This is a genomic window from Vallitalea guaymasensis (assembly GCF_018141425.1).
Taxonomy (GTDB): domain Bacteria; phylum Bacillota; class Clostridia; order Lachnospirales; family Vallitaleaceae; genus Vallitalea; species Vallitalea guaymasensis.
In genome coordinates this window covers 688014-703586 of the sequence record NZ_CP058561.1, presented here as the reverse complement: position 1 = coordinate 703586, position 15573 = coordinate 688014, and the positions used below count along the sequence as shown (strand labels likewise).

General features: G+C 31.2%; 15 protein-coding genes. 12 read left to right on the top strand and 3 right to left on the bottom strand.

The features are described from left to right. The first annotated feature begins 296 nt into the window (after positions 1–296). The gene (locus tag HYG85_RS03175; protein ID WP_212692252.1) at positions 297–2282 is read left to right on the top strand and encodes a methyl-accepting chemotaxis protein; all 1986 of its coding nucleotides are present in this window, start codon (positions 297–299) and stop codon (positions 2280–2282) included. Between the two features lie 183 nt (positions 2283–2465). Here the strand turns inward: HYG85_RS03175 and HYG85_RS03170 are convergent, their stop codons facing one another. Further along, positions 2466–2795, bottom strand: a complete 330-nt coding sequence (locus HYG85_RS03170; protein WP_113671637.1) for a helix-turn-helix domain-containing protein — start codon at positions 2793–2795, stop codon at positions 2466–2468. Positions 2796–2920: 125 nt separating this feature from the next. Between HYG85_RS03170 and HYG85_RS03165 the strand changes: the two genes are divergently transcribed. From HYG85_RS03165 to HYG85_RS03145, 5 genes are all read left to right on the top strand, one after another. After that, a complete protein-coding gene (locus HYG85_RS03165) occupies positions 2921–3103 on the top strand; it encodes a hypothetical protein (protein WP_212692251.1) in 183 nt (60 codons plus the stop codon). 21 nt (positions 3104–3124) lie between these two features. Further along, entirely contained in the window at positions 3125–3949 is an 825-nt protein-coding gene (locus tag HYG85_RS03160; RefSeq protein WP_212692250.1) for an alpha/beta hydrolase, read from the top strand. 128 nt (positions 3950–4077) lie between these two features. Beyond that, entirely contained in the window at positions 4078–5085 is a 1008-nt protein-coding gene (locus HYG85_RS03155) for an ABC transporter substrate-binding protein (RefSeq protein ID WP_212692249.1), read from the top strand. A 76-nt stretch (positions 5086–5161) separates the two neighbouring features. After that, a complete protein-coding gene (locus HYG85_RS03150; RefSeq protein WP_212692248.1) occupies positions 5162–5839 on the top strand; it encodes an ABC transporter permease in 678 nt (225 codons plus the stop codon). Further along, on the top strand, positions 5840–6538 hold the full coding sequence (locus HYG85_RS03145; protein WP_212692247.1) for an ABC transporter ATP-binding protein: 699 nt from the start codon (positions 5840–5842) through the stop codon (positions 6536–6538). It abuts the gene before it with no gap. Positions 6539–6630: 92 nt separating this feature from the next. On the opposite strand, the gene HYG85_RS03140 is transcribed toward HYG85_RS03145, so the two are convergent. After that, positions 6631–7311, bottom strand: coding sequence for a Crp/Fnr family transcriptional regulator (locus HYG85_RS03140; RefSeq protein WP_212692246.1), 681 nt, complete (start codon positions 7309–7311; stop codon positions 6631–6633). Positions 7312–7688: 377 nt separating this feature from the next. Between HYG85_RS03140 and HYG85_RS03135 the strand changes: the two genes are divergently transcribed. From HYG85_RS03135 to HYG85_RS03115, 5 genes are read left to right on the top strand one after another with little or no spacing between them, the layout of a single operon-like run. Beyond that, on the top strand, positions 7689–8627 hold the full coding sequence (locus HYG85_RS03135) for an ABC transporter permease (RefSeq protein WP_113671630.1): 939 nt from the start codon (positions 7689–7691) through the stop codon (positions 8625–8627). Then, positions 8620–9435, top strand: a complete 816-nt coding sequence (locus HYG85_RS03130) for an ABC transporter permease (protein ID WP_212692245.1) — start codon at positions 8620–8622, stop codon at positions 9433–9435. Before HYG85_RS03135 ends, HYG85_RS03130 begins: the two co-directional genes overlap by 8 nt. Before the next feature lie 2 nt (positions 9436–9437). Beyond that, the gene (locus tag HYG85_RS03125) at positions 9438–10226 is read left to right on the top strand and encodes an ABC transporter ATP-binding protein (protein ID WP_212692244.1); all 789 of its coding nucleotides are present in this window, start codon (positions 9438–9440) and stop codon (positions 10224–10226) included. Beyond that, on the top strand, positions 10223–10978 hold the full coding sequence (locus HYG85_RS03120) for an ABC transporter ATP-binding protein (protein WP_212692243.1): 756 nt from the start codon (positions 10223–10225) through the stop codon (positions 10976–10978). Before HYG85_RS03125 ends, HYG85_RS03120 begins: the two co-directional genes overlap by 4 nt. Positions 10979–11030: 52 nt before the next feature. After that, entirely contained in the window at positions 11031–12662 is a 1632-nt protein-coding gene (locus HYG85_RS03115) for an ABC transporter substrate-binding protein (protein WP_212692242.1), read from the top strand. A gap of 205 nt (positions 12663–12867) precedes the next feature. On the opposite strand, the gene HYG85_RS03110 is transcribed toward HYG85_RS03115, so the two are convergent. After that, positions 12868–14040 carry an IS110 family RNA-guided transposase gene (locus tag HYG85_RS03110; RefSeq protein WP_113671495.1) on the bottom strand — a complete coding sequence of 391 codons (1173 nt, stop codon included), beginning with the start codon at positions 14038–14040 and terminating at the stop codon, positions 12868–12870. Positions 14041–14316: 276 nt separating this feature from the next. Between HYG85_RS03110 and HYG85_RS03105 the strand changes: the two genes are divergently transcribed. Next, a complete protein-coding gene (locus tag HYG85_RS03105; protein WP_212692241.1) occupies positions 14317–15279 on the top strand; it encodes a carbohydrate kinase family protein in 963 nt (320 codons plus the stop codon). Positions 15280–15573: the final 294 nt, after the last annotated feature.

Sequence of the window (15573 nt, the reverse complement as noted above, 5' to 3'; positions counted from 1 at the left end):
ATTAAGAGTAATTACTCTTTATAGTTTGCTTTTTTTATGGTATAATAAGTTAATTGCTCTAAATAGTTTATATATTAATCCATATAGTTGCTGTTTTATTTATATCTAAAAGGAATTACTCATGATATGAATATAAAGTGATATATTGATTTATTTATCATGCAATTATTATATTAATATATTGTAATTTTAAAATATAATCAATGGAATATAAAGTAAATGCAATAAGTAATATTACATTCTACTATATAGAAAGGTTTAATAACTTTTTAATATACAACAGAGGAGGAACGAAATTGTTTAAGAGTATAAAATTCAAATTAATGGCTTATTTTACTATAATTATAATAGTAATAAGTGGTGGTGTTGGTATTATGGCATGTGTGTCATCAATAAATGCACTTCACAAAACAGTGGATAATGAATTAATAGAGTTAGCTAAAGGGTATAGCAACTATATTGAATCTGAAATCAGCATAGCAAAAGCAACTATGAATGGAGTAGCCAATAGAAATGTGATGAAATCTTGGGATTGGAATGAACAGAAAAAAGCTATTCTTGCTGAAGTTGATAAAAATAAAATGTTTTCAGGAATGTTTATTGTAGATAAGAATGGTATGGCACATTTTACTAATGGTAAAACTGCAAATGTCAGCGATAGAACATATTTTAAAGAAGCTATGAGAGGCAATACATATTTTAGTGATTTAATATTCAGCGATATAATGGGAGGCATTGAATTTTTTGTAGCTTCTCCTATTAAAAATAATGGGATTGATGGAGTTGTTGTCGGGTTTGTCAGACCGCAATATCTTAGTGATTCCATAAAAGACATAATAGTCAGTACTAGTGGTGGAGCCTTTATTGTTGATGGGAAAGGCAATACAATAGCCCATAACAACATGGATATAGTTTTAAAACAAGATAACGTATTAAATAATCAAGAAGATGGTAATGAACAGCTAGCTAGTGTTGTTGAAACTATGATTAAAGGAGAAGCTGGGACCGACGAATATGTGTATGAAGGAAATACATATTACTGTGGATATCATCCTATAGGTGATTCAGGCTGGAGTATAGCTGTTAAAGCTCTAAAAAGTGATTTGCTTGCTGATGTAATAAAACTTAGAAAGAACCTTATATGTATTACTAGTATTTCATTGATAATTGCTATAGCATTAGTATATTTTATTGGCAAATTATTTACAAAGCCTATTATATTAGCAACTAAACATGCTGTGACCATGTCAAAATTAGATTTGACAGAAGAGGTACCAGAAAAATTTCTGAAAAGAACAGATGAAATAGGGGATTTAGCCAGAGCCATTCATGTTATTGCTGAAAATGTAAAAGATGTTATGAAAGATATTCAAGAGCATGCTTTTGACTTAAAAGATTCTTCAATAAAATTATCTGATGCAATTAATGAAAACACAGCTACTTCAGAAGAAATTTCAAAAGCTGTTGAAGTAATAGCAGATGGAGCAACAACACAGGCTAGGCAGTCGGATAGTGTAGTCCGGGAATTATCCCAACTTGGTGATCTTATAACTGAATCCCAAGAATTAGCACAAGAAGTCAATACAGGAACAAATAAAGTAAAAGATGTAAACCTTAAAGGTAGAGAGATAATCGATAAATTAAAAAAAGAATTCGAGTTGAATATAGATGTAGCTAAAAAAGTCAATAGTAATACCCATGAGCTAGCTGATCAATCAAAACTAATTGAAAACATATTAGTTACAATTTCAAGTATAGCCAATCAAACGAATCTACTTGCATTAAATGCCACTATAGAAGCAGCTAGAGCAGGAGAAGCAGGAAAAGGTTTTGGAGTTGTTGCAGAAGAGATAAGTAAGCTGGCAGATGATACAAAACAAGCTACAGAAGAAATATCTGATATACTTAATAGGATGACTAATGAAATTGAGATTACTAATAACAACATGAATGAAGCAGGAGAGATAGTAGGTAACGTAGACAGATACTTGGATAAGACTGTTTCAACTTATGATATAATTGAAAATTCAACTGGGGATGTGATTGAGTTATTCAAGCAGTTGAACAAAGCCCTAATTCAAATTAGTGAAAATAAGGATAAGACTTTCTCATTTGTTGAGGAAATCTCAGGTGTAACACAAGAGTCAGCAGCATCCACAGAGGAAGTAAATGCGTCTGTTGAAGAACAGACAGCATCTATGGAAGAGATAACCAAATCTAGTGAAAAGCTAGCAGATATTGCAATTACTATGGAAAAACTCTCTGAGAAATTTACCATATAGAATATATAGTAATAAATATAGATATAGTTTTATCATAGTAATTTAACAAATTAAATTTTGTCTTTACCCTTAATTCTTCCTGTTAAGAATTAAGGGTCTTTTTTCAGACTATATCATGGGATAAATAATATTTTAAGTTATGAGAATTGAAAAATAGATTAATAGTTTTATATCTACAGATTCTTAATACCCTAAAGCTTTAAGATAATTTTTGATTATCTCTTCCAAGCAGTGTAGTTCATTACCATTTAGCTTGGACAATAGATTAGATATACTATTGGTATCATTTTCATTAGTAATACCCAATAATAGATAATCTGTACTAACGTTTAGAGCTTTGGCTACTTTGATTATACTTTCTGCACGAAGATTTTTCCTGCCAGTTTCAACTGTCGAAAAAAATTGATGGCTTAGATTTGATTTTTCTGCGGCTTGTTCCTGAGTATATCCAAGTTGTTTTCTTCTAATCATTATACGATGACCTATTGTTTCAGATAGGTTTTCTTCATTCATAACATACACCTCTTTTATATTATAAGCCTATAATAGAATTTTATCCATTATAGGCTTATAATATAATAGCCTTTTGTTGCAAAAATGTCACTAAAGATATAAAATAAAATTAAGAGGTGATAACGATGTATAAAATGAATAAGAAAATCAACATTGAAAAAATGGATAATCTACGTAAAACTTTTAATGATAATAGTAATGAACAGGATAGCGACTTAAAAGAAGTATTAAAGATAAGTAAGGAGTTGGATGATTATATATCAATAATGCAAAAGAGAATGAATGATGATATAATTGACTATGATTAACATTAAAAGGAGACTGCTTACATGATAAATAAGACTATAGAGTTATGGGAAAAACAACAATACAATAGTAGTAATAGTAATTTTGTACCAACTATGGATACATATATACTAGATGGAGATAAGAAAAGAGGCTCAGTTCTCATATGCCCAGGTGGAGGATATGCTTATACATCAGGAAGGGAAGCGGAACCCATAGCAATGAAATTCAATGCAGCAGGTTACCATGCGTTTGTTTTACACTACAGCGTAGCTCCCGCAAAACATCCTCAACCATTACTGGATGTGTCAAAGGCTATGTGCATAATACGAGAGAACTCAGAGAAATGGAACATTAAATCTGATAAAATAGCAGTATGTGGGTTTTCAGCAGGAGGTCATCTAACAGCAAGTCTTGGAGTTCATTGGGACAAAGATTATGTAAATAATGCTGAAGGTATAATAGAAGGATTAAATTATCCCAATGCATTGATATTAAACTATCCTGTTATTACTTCTGGTGAATTAGCTCATAGAGGTTCTTTTGATAATCTACTGGGAAAAGAAGCAAGTGAAGATTTATTGAATGAAATGTCTCTAGAGAAGCAGGTTAATAAAAAAACACCTCCAACATTTTTATGGCATACTGTTGAAGATGCAAGTGTACCTATGGAAAACAGTTTATTATTTGCTGGGGCTTTACGAAAAAATGATATTCCATTTGAACTTCATTTATATCCTCATGGTCCTCACGGTTTATCACTGGCAACGGAAGAGACTAGAAGTGAAGATATGAGCAATTACCCACATGTTGCTACATGGATAAAATTATGTATAGAATGGTTAGGAAATGTTTTTGACAATAAGTAGACTAATATACCAGAAAGTGTATCTGTGGATACACTTTTTATTATGGCATTATGTTATAATATGAAAACGATAATGATAATTAATATCAATTATAGTAAATTATAACATTCACAAGGAGAATCAATAAGATGAAGAGATTTATTGTTTTTTTATTAATGATAGCCATTAATCTAAGTATTATAAGCGGATGCAGCACATCCAAGGTTACTGATAAGGAGGTAGAAAATGATAAGAGTATCAATGAACAAAAAGAGCTTACAGTTAAGATAAGTGGACCTAAATCACCAGCTATTATACCATTACTTAGAATAATAGATACTAATGGGCTAGGTGAAAATGTGAAAATAGAACTTAATCTATACCATAGTATGGAAGAAATGGTTACCCTAGCAACTGATAAAGATAATGCTTTTATGGCACTACCTGCACATACAGCGTCTGTTTTATACAATAAGGATATTGATATTAAACTATTGAATGTAGGAATTTGGGGATGTATGTATTTAACTACAATAGATGCAGAGTGTAAAGGCTGGGAAGACCTAAAGGGTGGTAAATTATATATTCCAGGGAAAAATTCACCACCAGATATGATTACAAAATATTTCTTGAAAAAGAATAACCTAGAACCTGGAAAAGATTTAGAGATTGTATATTCCAACCATACAGAAATTGCTCAATTATTGGAGTTAGGAAATATAAAACATGCTATTGATGCAGAACCGTTCACTACGTTGCATAAAGAAACAATAGATGGATTTAAAGTAATTAGTGATTATTCAGAGGAATGGAAAAAAACTGAAGGTGAAGAATATAAACTTCCAGCTTTTGGGATAGTTGTAAATGGGGAATTTGCAGCTGATAATAAAGAGATAGTTGATAATTTTAATAAAAGCTATGAACAAGCAGTTAAATGGACAAATGAAAATCCAGAACAAGCTGAATTATTAGCCATGGATCAACTAAAAACAAAACCTGATCTAATTAAGAAAGCAATACCTAACATGTCTTTTATATATGAATCAGCTGAAATAGCAAAAAAGAGTCTGGAAAAATATTTTAGTATTTTAGTAAATTATAAACCAGAAACTGTCGGAGGGAAAATTCCAGATGAGACTTTCTATTACAAAAACTAATAAAAAAAATAAGATACAGTGGACTGATATTATTTTAATATTAAGTGTCATTCTTATATTTTGGCAGGGTCTATCTATGTTATACCCCCCACTGATTTTACCTAGCCCATCATTAACTTTCAAATCCCTTTGGAATATTATGCATGGTGATAATTTCTTGCTCAATATAGGGGTTACATTACATAGGTTGATTATTGGATTGATTGGAGCTTTGTTGATAGGTAGTATAATAGGGTTCTTTATTGGTATTAATAAAAGGGTAAAACGTGTATTGGAACCTTATATATATATACTGCAATCAGTACCGCCTATACTATTTATGACACTTGCTATGATATGGTTCGGTCTAGATGGACAGGCAACAATTTTTATTATATTCATTGTAAGTCTGCCTATAATGGCAATAAGTATAAAAGAAGGATTTGACAACATGGATATGAAGTTAATTGAAATGGGTAGAATCTTTCAATTTTCCAGGTTTAAAATTATAAAAGAAATTATAATTCCATCATTAAAAACATATTTCAAGTCTGGGCTTATAATACTTATTGGATTAGGTTGGAAACTAGTGATCATGGGTGAAGTTCTGAGTTCTGGAACAGGTCTTGGTTCGCAGATTACTGAAGGTAGATTGAATTTGGAAACAAACAAAGTATTTGCTTGGAGTATTGTTGTTATTGTTTTATGTTTTTTATCACAGAAAATTATAGATTACGGATATAAATTAATGGATTATAAAGGGAAGATGACATAGATGCTGAAATTTAATAAGATTGAAAAGTGGTTTAATGATTTATGTGTCCTAAAAGATTTTTCTATGGACATCAATAGAGAAGAAATAGTTTGCATTATTGGACCATCAGGATGTGGCAAATCAACACTTCTGAATATTTGTTCTGGGATACTTGAGCCTTCAAAAGGAACAATAGAGAATAATAGTTCCAATATTAGCTATGTATTTCAGGAAGATAGATTATTACCGTGGAAGAATGTGTATAATAATATACATATGGTTAATAGCAGTTCTTTGAAAGAACAATGTATGGAGTTGCTTAAAAATGTTGGGTTGGAAGGCTTTGAAAAGCACTATCCTTCTCAGTTAAGTGGAGGAATGAGGCAAAGATGCTCTATTGCAAGAGCTTTCAATTATGATGCTGACTTATTATTAATGGATGAACCCTTAAAGTCATTAGACTATACATTAAGGCTTAATATGATAAAATATATATTGAACTTATGGAATAATACCAAGAAAAACATAATTTATGTAACTCATGAGATTGATGAGGCTATTCTTCTAGGAGATAGAATATTAGTTTTATCCCAGAGACCATCAAAGGTAATAAAAGAATTCAGAATCAATACATCAAAAGGTGAGAGAAAGCTAAATGATGCAGGTCTAGTAGAAGTACGAAGTCAAATCATTGAATTATTGGAAATGAATACGTTATGACAATAAGTATATAATGGTAGAAGATAGACTTTGTTGATAAGTTATTGAATCAAGCATATGATTCAAATACTTTGAAACAGAGTCTATTGCTTTTAAATATCATCCAGTATATATTCCAATTGTTCTTTTTTCAATACTTGAATTTGCTTATTATTTATTTTAATTGTTCCTTTGTCTATCAAATATTTTAACTCTCTTGATAGAGAAGAACGGGATACGTTTAGATGTTCTGCCCAAGCTTTCTTGGAATAAGGTAAATTGATAATGTTTTCATCAGGTTTGAGATTGCATAATAAAGAATAAGCTATCTTTTGCTTTATTGAAGAATAAGAAAACAATTCAACTTTTTTATTTAGTTTCATTACACTTTTTGCAAAGGTATTCATTATGTTATAAGCTATGATGCTATCTTTGAACAATACATCTAAGACACTTTGTCTGCTGATTAACATGATTTCACAATATGTTTTGGCAATCACATCAAATTGGGAAATAGGAATATCAGAAAAAGCTAAAGCACCTCCAAAAACCTCTCCCCTGTTTTTATATAAAATATTAAAGTATTTCCCGGATTTTAGATTGTTCTGTACTTCAATACTTCCGCTCAAAACGATTCCAATATAGATAGGACTTTCATCAGCTCTAAAAATAAAATCATTCTTATGATAAGTTGTTATCTTATATTTAGTCTTTGACAATATATCAGTTATTTCATTTTTGCTTTTATTCTTGAACAGTGGACAGTATGATAGGATATTTATATGATTTTCCATGATATACCATATATAATAAAAAAATTATTATATTTTCCCTTTCATAATATTTTCTAAATATTTGAATAAATCAATGTAATATATCATTATAACATAATCTACAAGGCTTAGTAAAGATGATTTGATATTTGAATCGATGAATATATGTTTTTCTGTCATAATATGACATAAAAATATCAATATATTGTTGGTTTGCATATACACATAAACACCTGCATTGTTGATAGATACAAATGATTATGGATTGTGAAAGTCTAAAAAAGATAACATTTCATTCTCTTGCAAATAACCCTTTAGACTTGTATAATGACTATCATTATCAATATAATAATGATCAATACTAAAAGCATTACATTATAACACAAAGGGTGAAACATATGATTAAAAGATTTTTAGAATTAATTATTATATTAATTGGTGTAAGTATTTTATCTTTCACTTTTTCCAATATATCTTCAATTGACCCTGCCGAGGCATTTACCAGAAGAAGCATAGTAAATCCTTCAGAAGAGCAGATTAATGAAATAAGGCATAAAATGGGTTATGACAAGCCAATGTATATGCAATATGTACATTGGTTTAAAAATTGTCTAAAAGGAGATTTTGGCACTTCATTAGTAACACAAAATCCAGTTCTAAAAGATATAACTGACAAATTAGTAGCAACACTAACCATAGTAGGAATGGCTTTTATATGGATAGTTTTATTTACTGTGTTGTTAAGTGTATTAACTGCTGTTAATAAAGATAGTATAGCAGACCATATAATTAGAGTAATTACGATTTTTGGGATTTCACTTCCTAGTTTTTGGTTAGGATTTTTGCTGCTTACTTTGTTTGCAATAACATTTCCGATTTTTAAAGTAGTTGATTATGGAGGAATAAGAAGTATTATTCTGCCGTCCATAACTCTTGCAGTACCAATAATCTCATCTTGTGTTAGAGTTCTGAGGGCAACTATACTTAGTAATCTTAGTAAAGATTATGTTCTATATGCAACAGCAAGAGGTATACCAATGAAAAAAATAATAACAAGACATGTGCTTAAAAATGCATTGCCGCCAACGGTAACATTATTTTTCCAGAATATAGGATTTATGATTGGGGGAAGTGCAATTGTAGAGAGTGTATTTTCATGGCCTGGGCTAGGAAATTATTTTGTGAATGCAATATTAGGAAGGGATTTACCTGCTATAAACGGGTGTGTACTTATTATCGCAATGATTTTTGTTATTTGTAACCTTATTGCTGAGGTTATCAACATTATATTAAATCCCCATATGAAAAACAGCAGAAAGGTAGAGAATTATGGCTAAGAAGATAATAAAGAATAGGCAGGCTATGATTGGCATGACTATGATAATGATTGTTGTTCTAATAGGAATACTAGCTCCGTTAATTGCACCTAATGATCCAAATGAAATTAATACAGTAATGAAATTTGCTCCTTCTAGTGGCAAGTATCCTCTAGGTACAGATCAATTGGGCAGATGCTTGTTTTCTAGACTTGTATATGGAGCTAAATACTCATTAGGGATTGCATTTCCAACACTATTGATTTTAGCTACTATAAGTATGATACTTGGTACATTCACTGCATATTTAGGAGGACTATCTGATAGGATTTTTTCAGCCATATGTAATATTTTCATGGCTTTTCCTCCAATAGTTGTTGTTTTATCCCTAGCAGGTCTAATGGGGGAAGGAATCTTCAATATAATTATTTCCGTTGTATTATCCATGTGGGTTTGGCATGTAAAGGTAATCAGAAGTTACGTTCTCATGGAAAAAGCTAAGGATTATGTTATAGCTGCAAAAATTGCTGGCTGCAGCAATCTAAAAATAATATTCAATCATATATTGCCAAATGTGTTACCAGTCATGATTGTTTATTTTAGTACAAGTATAGCTGCTCTTATTCTAATGGTATCTGGATATTCATTTTTAGGTATTGGAATAGGTTCAGATATTCCAGAGTGGGGTTCAATGCTTAGTAGTGCTAAATCTTTTGTTTCAAAACCTAAACTGATATTTTACCCTGGGTTTAGTATCCTATTTACTGCTGCTGGCTTTAATCTTTTTGGAGAGGCGCTTAGAGACATAGTGACGCCAGAAGAGGTGTAATCATGAATAATAATATATTAGAAGTGAAAAATTTGAACATATCATTGAAAGATAATACATCTATTGTAAGAAATATTAATTTTAATGTTAAGACAAATAGAATATTAGGAATAATTGGCGAAAGCGGAAGTGGCAAAACTATGATATCAAAATCAATTATGAGGCTATTGAACACTAAGAAATTTCATATAACAGGTCAGGTGTTGTTTGATGGTGGAGATATCTATAATTTTTCCAGAAAAGATATGGATAAGATTAGAGGCAGGAAATTATCACTTATAATGCAAAATCCTATGACTGCTTTTGATCCTATGAGTAAAATTGGATCCCAATTAATAGAAACATTGAGAGTCCATTTTAATATAACAAAAAATGAAGCATACAATAAAGCCATTGGTACTCTGAGAAAAATGAATATTGGTAGAGAAGAAGAAATAATGGATAATTATCCTTTTACTCTAAGTGGAGGCATGTTACAACGAATAATGATTGCTCTAACTATTATGCTTGAAAGCAGATTAATCATTGCTGATGAAGTTACTACAGCAATTGATGCTTTTAATAAAACAATGATTCTGGAAGAGTTCAAAAAACTAAAAGAAAGTGGTATTACCATGATGGTCATCACTCATGATTTTAGAGTTATATCTGCCTTAGCTGACGATATCATAGTGTTAAGAAAAGGTGAAATCATTGAAAGGGGAAATACATATGATATATTTAATAATCCTAAGCATGAGTATACAAGAAAATTGATAGAAGCAACTAATTTGATTGGAGAACTAGCATGATTAATATCAAGAATATATCAAAACAATATCATATAAAAGATACCAGTACCCTAGAAGTATTAAAAAATATAAATTTTACTTTTGAAGATAATCACATATATTCACTTATAGGTGAAAGTGGTAGCGGAAAAAGTACATTGTCAAGATTACTTACATATATTGAAAAACCTACAACAGGAAAAATCTATATTGACAATAGAGAATTAAGTGGTTTAAGTAAGAAACAATTACGCAGGATGAGATCTAATGTACAGATGGTGTTACAAAATGCTTCAAGCGCTCTGGATCCTAGACAGAAAGTATACCACATAATAGCAGAATCCATAAGAAACTTAACAGATATTACTAGAAATGATGAAAAAAAATATATAGAAAACATGATTGAGAAAGTTGAGCTCCCCAATAAAGTTTTAGATTCTTATCCAAATGAATTAAGTGGAGGGCAGCAAAAGAGAGTCTGTATAGCTAGAGCTATGAGTGTATCACCCCAATTCATTGTTTTTGATGAATCCGTCAGCGGTTTGGATGTAATAGTCAGGAAAAAAGTTTTGGACTTATTATTAAGATTACAAAGAGAGTATAAGAGTACATATTTGTTTATAACACATGACATAGATGTTGCAATCTATATGTCTAGAGATATTTTGGTAATGAAAAATGGAGAAATAGTTGAACATGTACCAAATTTAAAATCATACAAAGATTTCAGACACGATTACTCAAAAATGCTAATAAAGTCCCAATTAACTTAAGATGAATAGAGTATAGAGGGATTTTTAGATAAAAACATCAGGAGGGAAAAAAATGAAATTATTAAAGAAAATGAGTACTGCTGTTTTAAGTATTATTTTATGTATCACATTAATAGCGGGATGCTCATCAACTAAGGAAACTTCTAATAACAGTAAAAAAGACATTACTTTGTGTGAAAGCTGGAACTTCGATACAGGTTTTTTCACTGTACTGTCACCTAACAACATTGGCAGCAATTATGGTCCTCTAAACTATTTGTGTAATTTCTATGAAACTTTAGTACAGTATGAAGATGGAGAAATTGTGCCAGGACTAGCTGATACTTGGGAAATATCCGATGATGGTCTTACGTATACTTTTCATTTGAAAAAGGGCGTTAAGTTCTCAGATGGAGAAGATTTCAATGCTGAAGCTGTTAAACTTAACTTAGATAATATCCCTAAAATGTTAGGTGATTTTAATGGTGCCTATGGTGCAACAACAACATTAATAAAAGAAGTAAAAGCAATAGATGAATATACAGTTGAAGTCAATCTAATGTCACCATATTACGGAGCTTTACAAGACTTCACATTGTTGTTGCCTATGGGTATGATGTCACCAAACGCATATAATGAAGATGGTACTCTAAGCGATATAACCAAGACAAAGACATTAGGTACAGGACCATATATGTATGATGGACAAAAAGATGGTGAGACTTATGTATTCATAAGAAATAAAGAATATAATAGAAAACAACCAGATGTAGACAGCTTCCGTGTTAAGGTCATTCCAGATAATGATGCAAAAATACTAGCTCTAAGAAGTGGTGAAATAGATGCAATAATAGGATCACCTAATATCTCATATGATTCTTTTAATGAACTATCAAGTAATGAGGATTATAAAGTTAAAGTATCAGATGCTATAGTGCAAACAAGATTAATGGGATTCAATCTATCTAAAAAACCATTTGAAGAAAAAGCTGTTCGTTTAGCAATTAATCATGCAATTAATAAAGATGAGATCAGTAAGAATTTATTCTATGGTATTGAAGAAAAAGCTGAGGGAGTGTTGGATAAATCCCTTCCTTATTGTAATGTTTCTGTAGAACAATATGATTATAATAAACAAAAAGCCAATAAAATTCTTGAAGATGCCGGATGGGTTGATACAGATGGTGATGGATTCAGAGAGAAAGATGGAGTAAAATTAGAAGGAGAAATTGTCTATATTAGCGGTATGGCCATGATAGAGGATTTAAGTCTTTCAGTGGCTCATTATTTAAAAGAAATTGGTATGGATGTTAAGGTGAAAGGTATGGAAATGATGGCTCAATTTGGTATTATAGCAAGTGGTGATTTCACTATGGCAATGCAGGTCACCAATCCAATTCCATATGACCCTTATTTATTTATGACTAGGGTTAATCCTGAACCATTAAGAGATAATCTGTTAGCTCAAGGATTAAAGCATATAGATAATGCCAGCGAGATACTTAATAATCTTACTTGTATGACTGATGAAAATAAGATACAGGAAACATATGACTTCGTCTTAAAAGAGATTAATAAAAACGGTGCAATTATTCCACTAACCAATGTTAAGAGTCTAACCGTATTTAATAAAGGTGTCATAGAAGATTACAAGTTTTTTGGACATCCTGATCTACCTAATGTTGCAAATATTAGTTTGAAGTAAGTTTAATACTTGAATATCCAATAACAAATAGTTATAATATCAGCTATAGATAATAAAGTATATCCACTGTAAACTACTATCTTATAATGGAGCCAGCTATACAAAAGTCAAGTAAAAAATGAAATAAAAGAAGAAAATATTGAATAGATAAAAAAGAACATCATAAATAAAGGTACTGCTAAGAATACCTAAATTATATTGTGAGTTATGTAATGTATATAAAATCCTCTTTACTGTTAAGCATAGCGAAAATGGTATTTATCATGTTTTTGGACACATTACAAAGTGCAGAATTATGATGCTTGCCTTGAAGTTTTTTCTTATGATATTTCTGACGGAATTGATTGTTCTTGCCTTTTCCTACACACGCAACACGTGTAGCTGTAAAAATGGAAGTTCTGAGGTATTTAGAGCCACGTTTAGATATGCGACACCGTTTACCTTTGAACTCTCCTGATTCATAGATGGAGGGATCAAGACCGGCAAATGCTAATAGTTGAGAAGGTGAATTAAAGCGTGAGATATCACCGATTTCACCAATGATAGAAGCACCAATAACGTTACCAACACCTGGTATTGTTGTTATAAAATCAAAATCAGCCATCAGAGCATCAAGATGTTTATCGATAATAGCAATCTGTTTGTTGTAGTGATTGATGTCATCGATGATAGACTCTATAAGAAGTGAGTTGGTAATAGAAGTATCACCAATTGTTTTTTTAGCAAGATTTTTGATTAATTGAGCAGCAGAAACACGATCCCCCTTGATTTTGATAATGCTTACAAGTGTGTCAAGATGCATACGAGCAATCTTAGCAGGAGCTGGATAAGAAGAGAAAAGATTCATAGCCCACTGAGAATGCTGTTTGAAGTGTTTGATAAACTCAGGGAAAGTAATCTGGAGCAATCGAGTGAACTCCATTTTGGCCTTTGCAAGGGTATGAAGTTTATCTAGACGTAATCTAGATAATGACTTAAGTTCAGAAGTCGTGTATAGTGTAGATATATAGGGTTTGAGATGCGTGAAATTATGCATGATATATCTACAGATTGCAAGGCAGTCAAGTTTATCAGTTTTTGTGTTTCTTAGTGAATATGCCATTCTACTGTGGTGGGTTAGAACGGGGTTAATCATATACACGTTGAAACCGGCAGAGTGCAAGAAGTCACGGATGTTACTGGAGTAAATACCAGTTTCTTCAAGCCCTATATGGACGTTATCAAAAAGCTCCGTATGGGAAGAAATTTCCGTATGGAGTTTTTTAAATCCAGCAGAAGAGTTTTCGATAGTAAAAGACTCTGAAAGGATTTCACCGTACTCTGAAATAATAATTACATCATGTTTTTTTGAAGCGACATCAATGCCAATAAAAAGCATGTTAAGACCTCCTAGATATATTTAAACATTGTGCGACCACAAACTAAAATTCGGATGACCTTGTAAATGAAACGTCAAGCGTTAACCAGCTAATTTATCCTTTGAATAATAGTTGTGGGTATACCCTCCATTCAACGGTCGAGCCGTAGGTAAAACATGGAATACTCCACAACGTTTATCTAAATATTATATAGGAAAATAATATAAAGCAGAAATAAGAAAGGAGAGTATACTGATGTATCAATCTGATATATTTAGTATACAAGGTAAATATTTATGTATGATATTATAGCACTAGGAGAATTACTAATTGATTTTACACCTATCGGAAAATCTGATAGAGGTAATAATGTATTTGAACAAAATCCAGGAGGAGCTCCAGCTAATTTATTGGCTTATTTATCTAAGTTACATACTAAAACAGCGTTTATAGGTAAAGTAGGTAATGATTCATTTGGTGAATTCTTGAAGAACACCTTAAAAGAAAAAGGTATTGACACAATTGGAATTAAAGTGGATAAAGATATTAATACTACACTAGCATTTGTTCACATAGATGAAACGGGAGATAGAAGTTTCAGTTTTTATAGAAAACCTGGAGCAGACATCAATCTATCAATAGAAGAGCTTGATTATGATTTAATCAAAAATACTAAGATATTTCATTTTGGTTCTTTATCATTTACTGATAGCCCAATTAGAGAAACAACCTTAAAAGCTCTTGAAATCGCTAAAGATAACGGAGTATTCATAACATATGATCCTAACTTAAGAACTAATCTATGGAATGATTTAGATGAAGCGAAAGCTATGATAATAAAAGGCTTGGAATACGCTTCCGTAGTAAAAGTTTCTGAAGAGGAATTGGAATTCATTACAAACGAAAAAGATATCAAAACTGCTTCTACAAAATTGATGAGGGAATTTAGTAATATAAAAATGTTGTGTATCTCTTTGGGTTCAGAAGGCAGTATAATAAAGACTGATAAATATTATGAGTTTGTGAAGGCTTATAAGGTACAAGCTATAGATACCACTGGGGCTGGAGATACGTTCTTTGGTGGTATAATATATAAATTGATAGAAATTAATATGAGAATAGAGGAGCTATCCAAAGAGGATATAATTGATATGTTAGCTTTTGCTAATGCTGGTGCGGCTATTGTGACTACAAGGTATGGGTCAATTAGTATAATGCCCAGTGAGGAAGAAATTAGTGAGTTTAGGGGATTGTTTTAGGACAATGGGGACAACATAATGATAGTAATACCCTATATAGTGATAATCACTCTCGTTACATTTGTTGTTTTATCTGTTTAAGATGTAACAACAACCTGTAAAAGTCGTTCTTATCACTATATAGGGTATCTGTTTTTCGGTGGCGCTCTTGAGCGAGTATAGACCGTAGTTTGGGGATTATAAAATGGTGCTGGATATTGATGAGGAGTTGTATTTTTATAGATTCATTACAATATTCTTTGAATATTAAAATCATCATTACTAGATAGTAAGAAAAAATCATTTTATATGCTA

Excerpts from the sequence above, each read along its gene's own strand:
- HYG85_RS03170 (WP_113671637.1), bottom strand. The coding sequence starts at position 2,795 with ATGAATGAAGAAAACCTATCTGAAACAATAGGTCATCGTATAATGATT.
- HYG85_RS03165 (WP_212692251.1), top strand. The coding sequence starts at position 2,921 with ATGTATAAAATGAATAAGAAAATCAACATTGAAAAAATGGATAATCTA.
- HYG85_RS03160 (WP_212692250.1), top strand. The coding sequence starts at position 3,125 with ATGATAAATAAGACTATAGAGTTATGGGAAAAACAACAATACAATAGT.
- HYG85_RS03155 (WP_212692249.1), top strand. The coding sequence starts at position 4,078 with ATGAAGAGATTTATTGTTTTTTTATTAATGATAGCCATTAATCTAAGT.
- HYG85_RS03150 (WP_212692248.1), top strand. The coding sequence starts at position 5,162 with ATGTTATACCCCCCACTGATTTTACCTAGCCCATCATTAACTTTCAAA.
- HYG85_RS03145 (WP_212692247.1), top strand. The coding sequence starts at position 5,840 with ATGCTGAAATTTAATAAGATTGAAAAGTGGTTTAATGATTTATGTGTC.
- HYG85_RS03140 (WP_212692246.1), bottom strand. The coding sequence starts at position 7,311 with ATGGAAAATCATATAAATATCCTATCATACTGTCCACTGTTCAAGAAT.
- HYG85_RS03135 (WP_113671630.1), top strand. The coding sequence starts at position 7,689 with ATGATTAAAAGATTTTTAGAATTAATTATTATATTAATTGGTGTAAGT.
- HYG85_RS03130 (WP_212692245.1), top strand. The coding sequence starts at position 8,620 with ATGGCTAAGAAGATAATAAAGAATAGGCAGGCTATGATTGGCATGACT.
- HYG85_RS03125 (WP_212692244.1), top strand. The coding sequence starts at position 9,438 with ATGAATAATAATATATTAGAAGTGAAAAATTTGAACATATCATTGAAA.
- HYG85_RS03120 (WP_212692243.1), top strand. The coding sequence starts at position 10,223 with ATGATTAATATCAAGAATATATCAAAACAATATCATATAAAAGATACC.
- HYG85_RS03115 (WP_212692242.1), top strand. The coding sequence starts at position 11,031 with ATGAAATTATTAAAGAAAATGAGTACTGCTGTTTTAAGTATTATTTTA.
- HYG85_RS03110 (WP_113671495.1), bottom strand. The coding sequence starts at position 14,040 with ATGCTTTTTATTGGCATTGATGTCGCTTCAAAAAAACATGATGTAATT.
- HYG85_RS03105 (WP_212692241.1), top strand. The coding sequence starts at position 14,317 with ATGTATGATATTATAGCACTAGGAGAATTACTAATTGATTTTACACCT.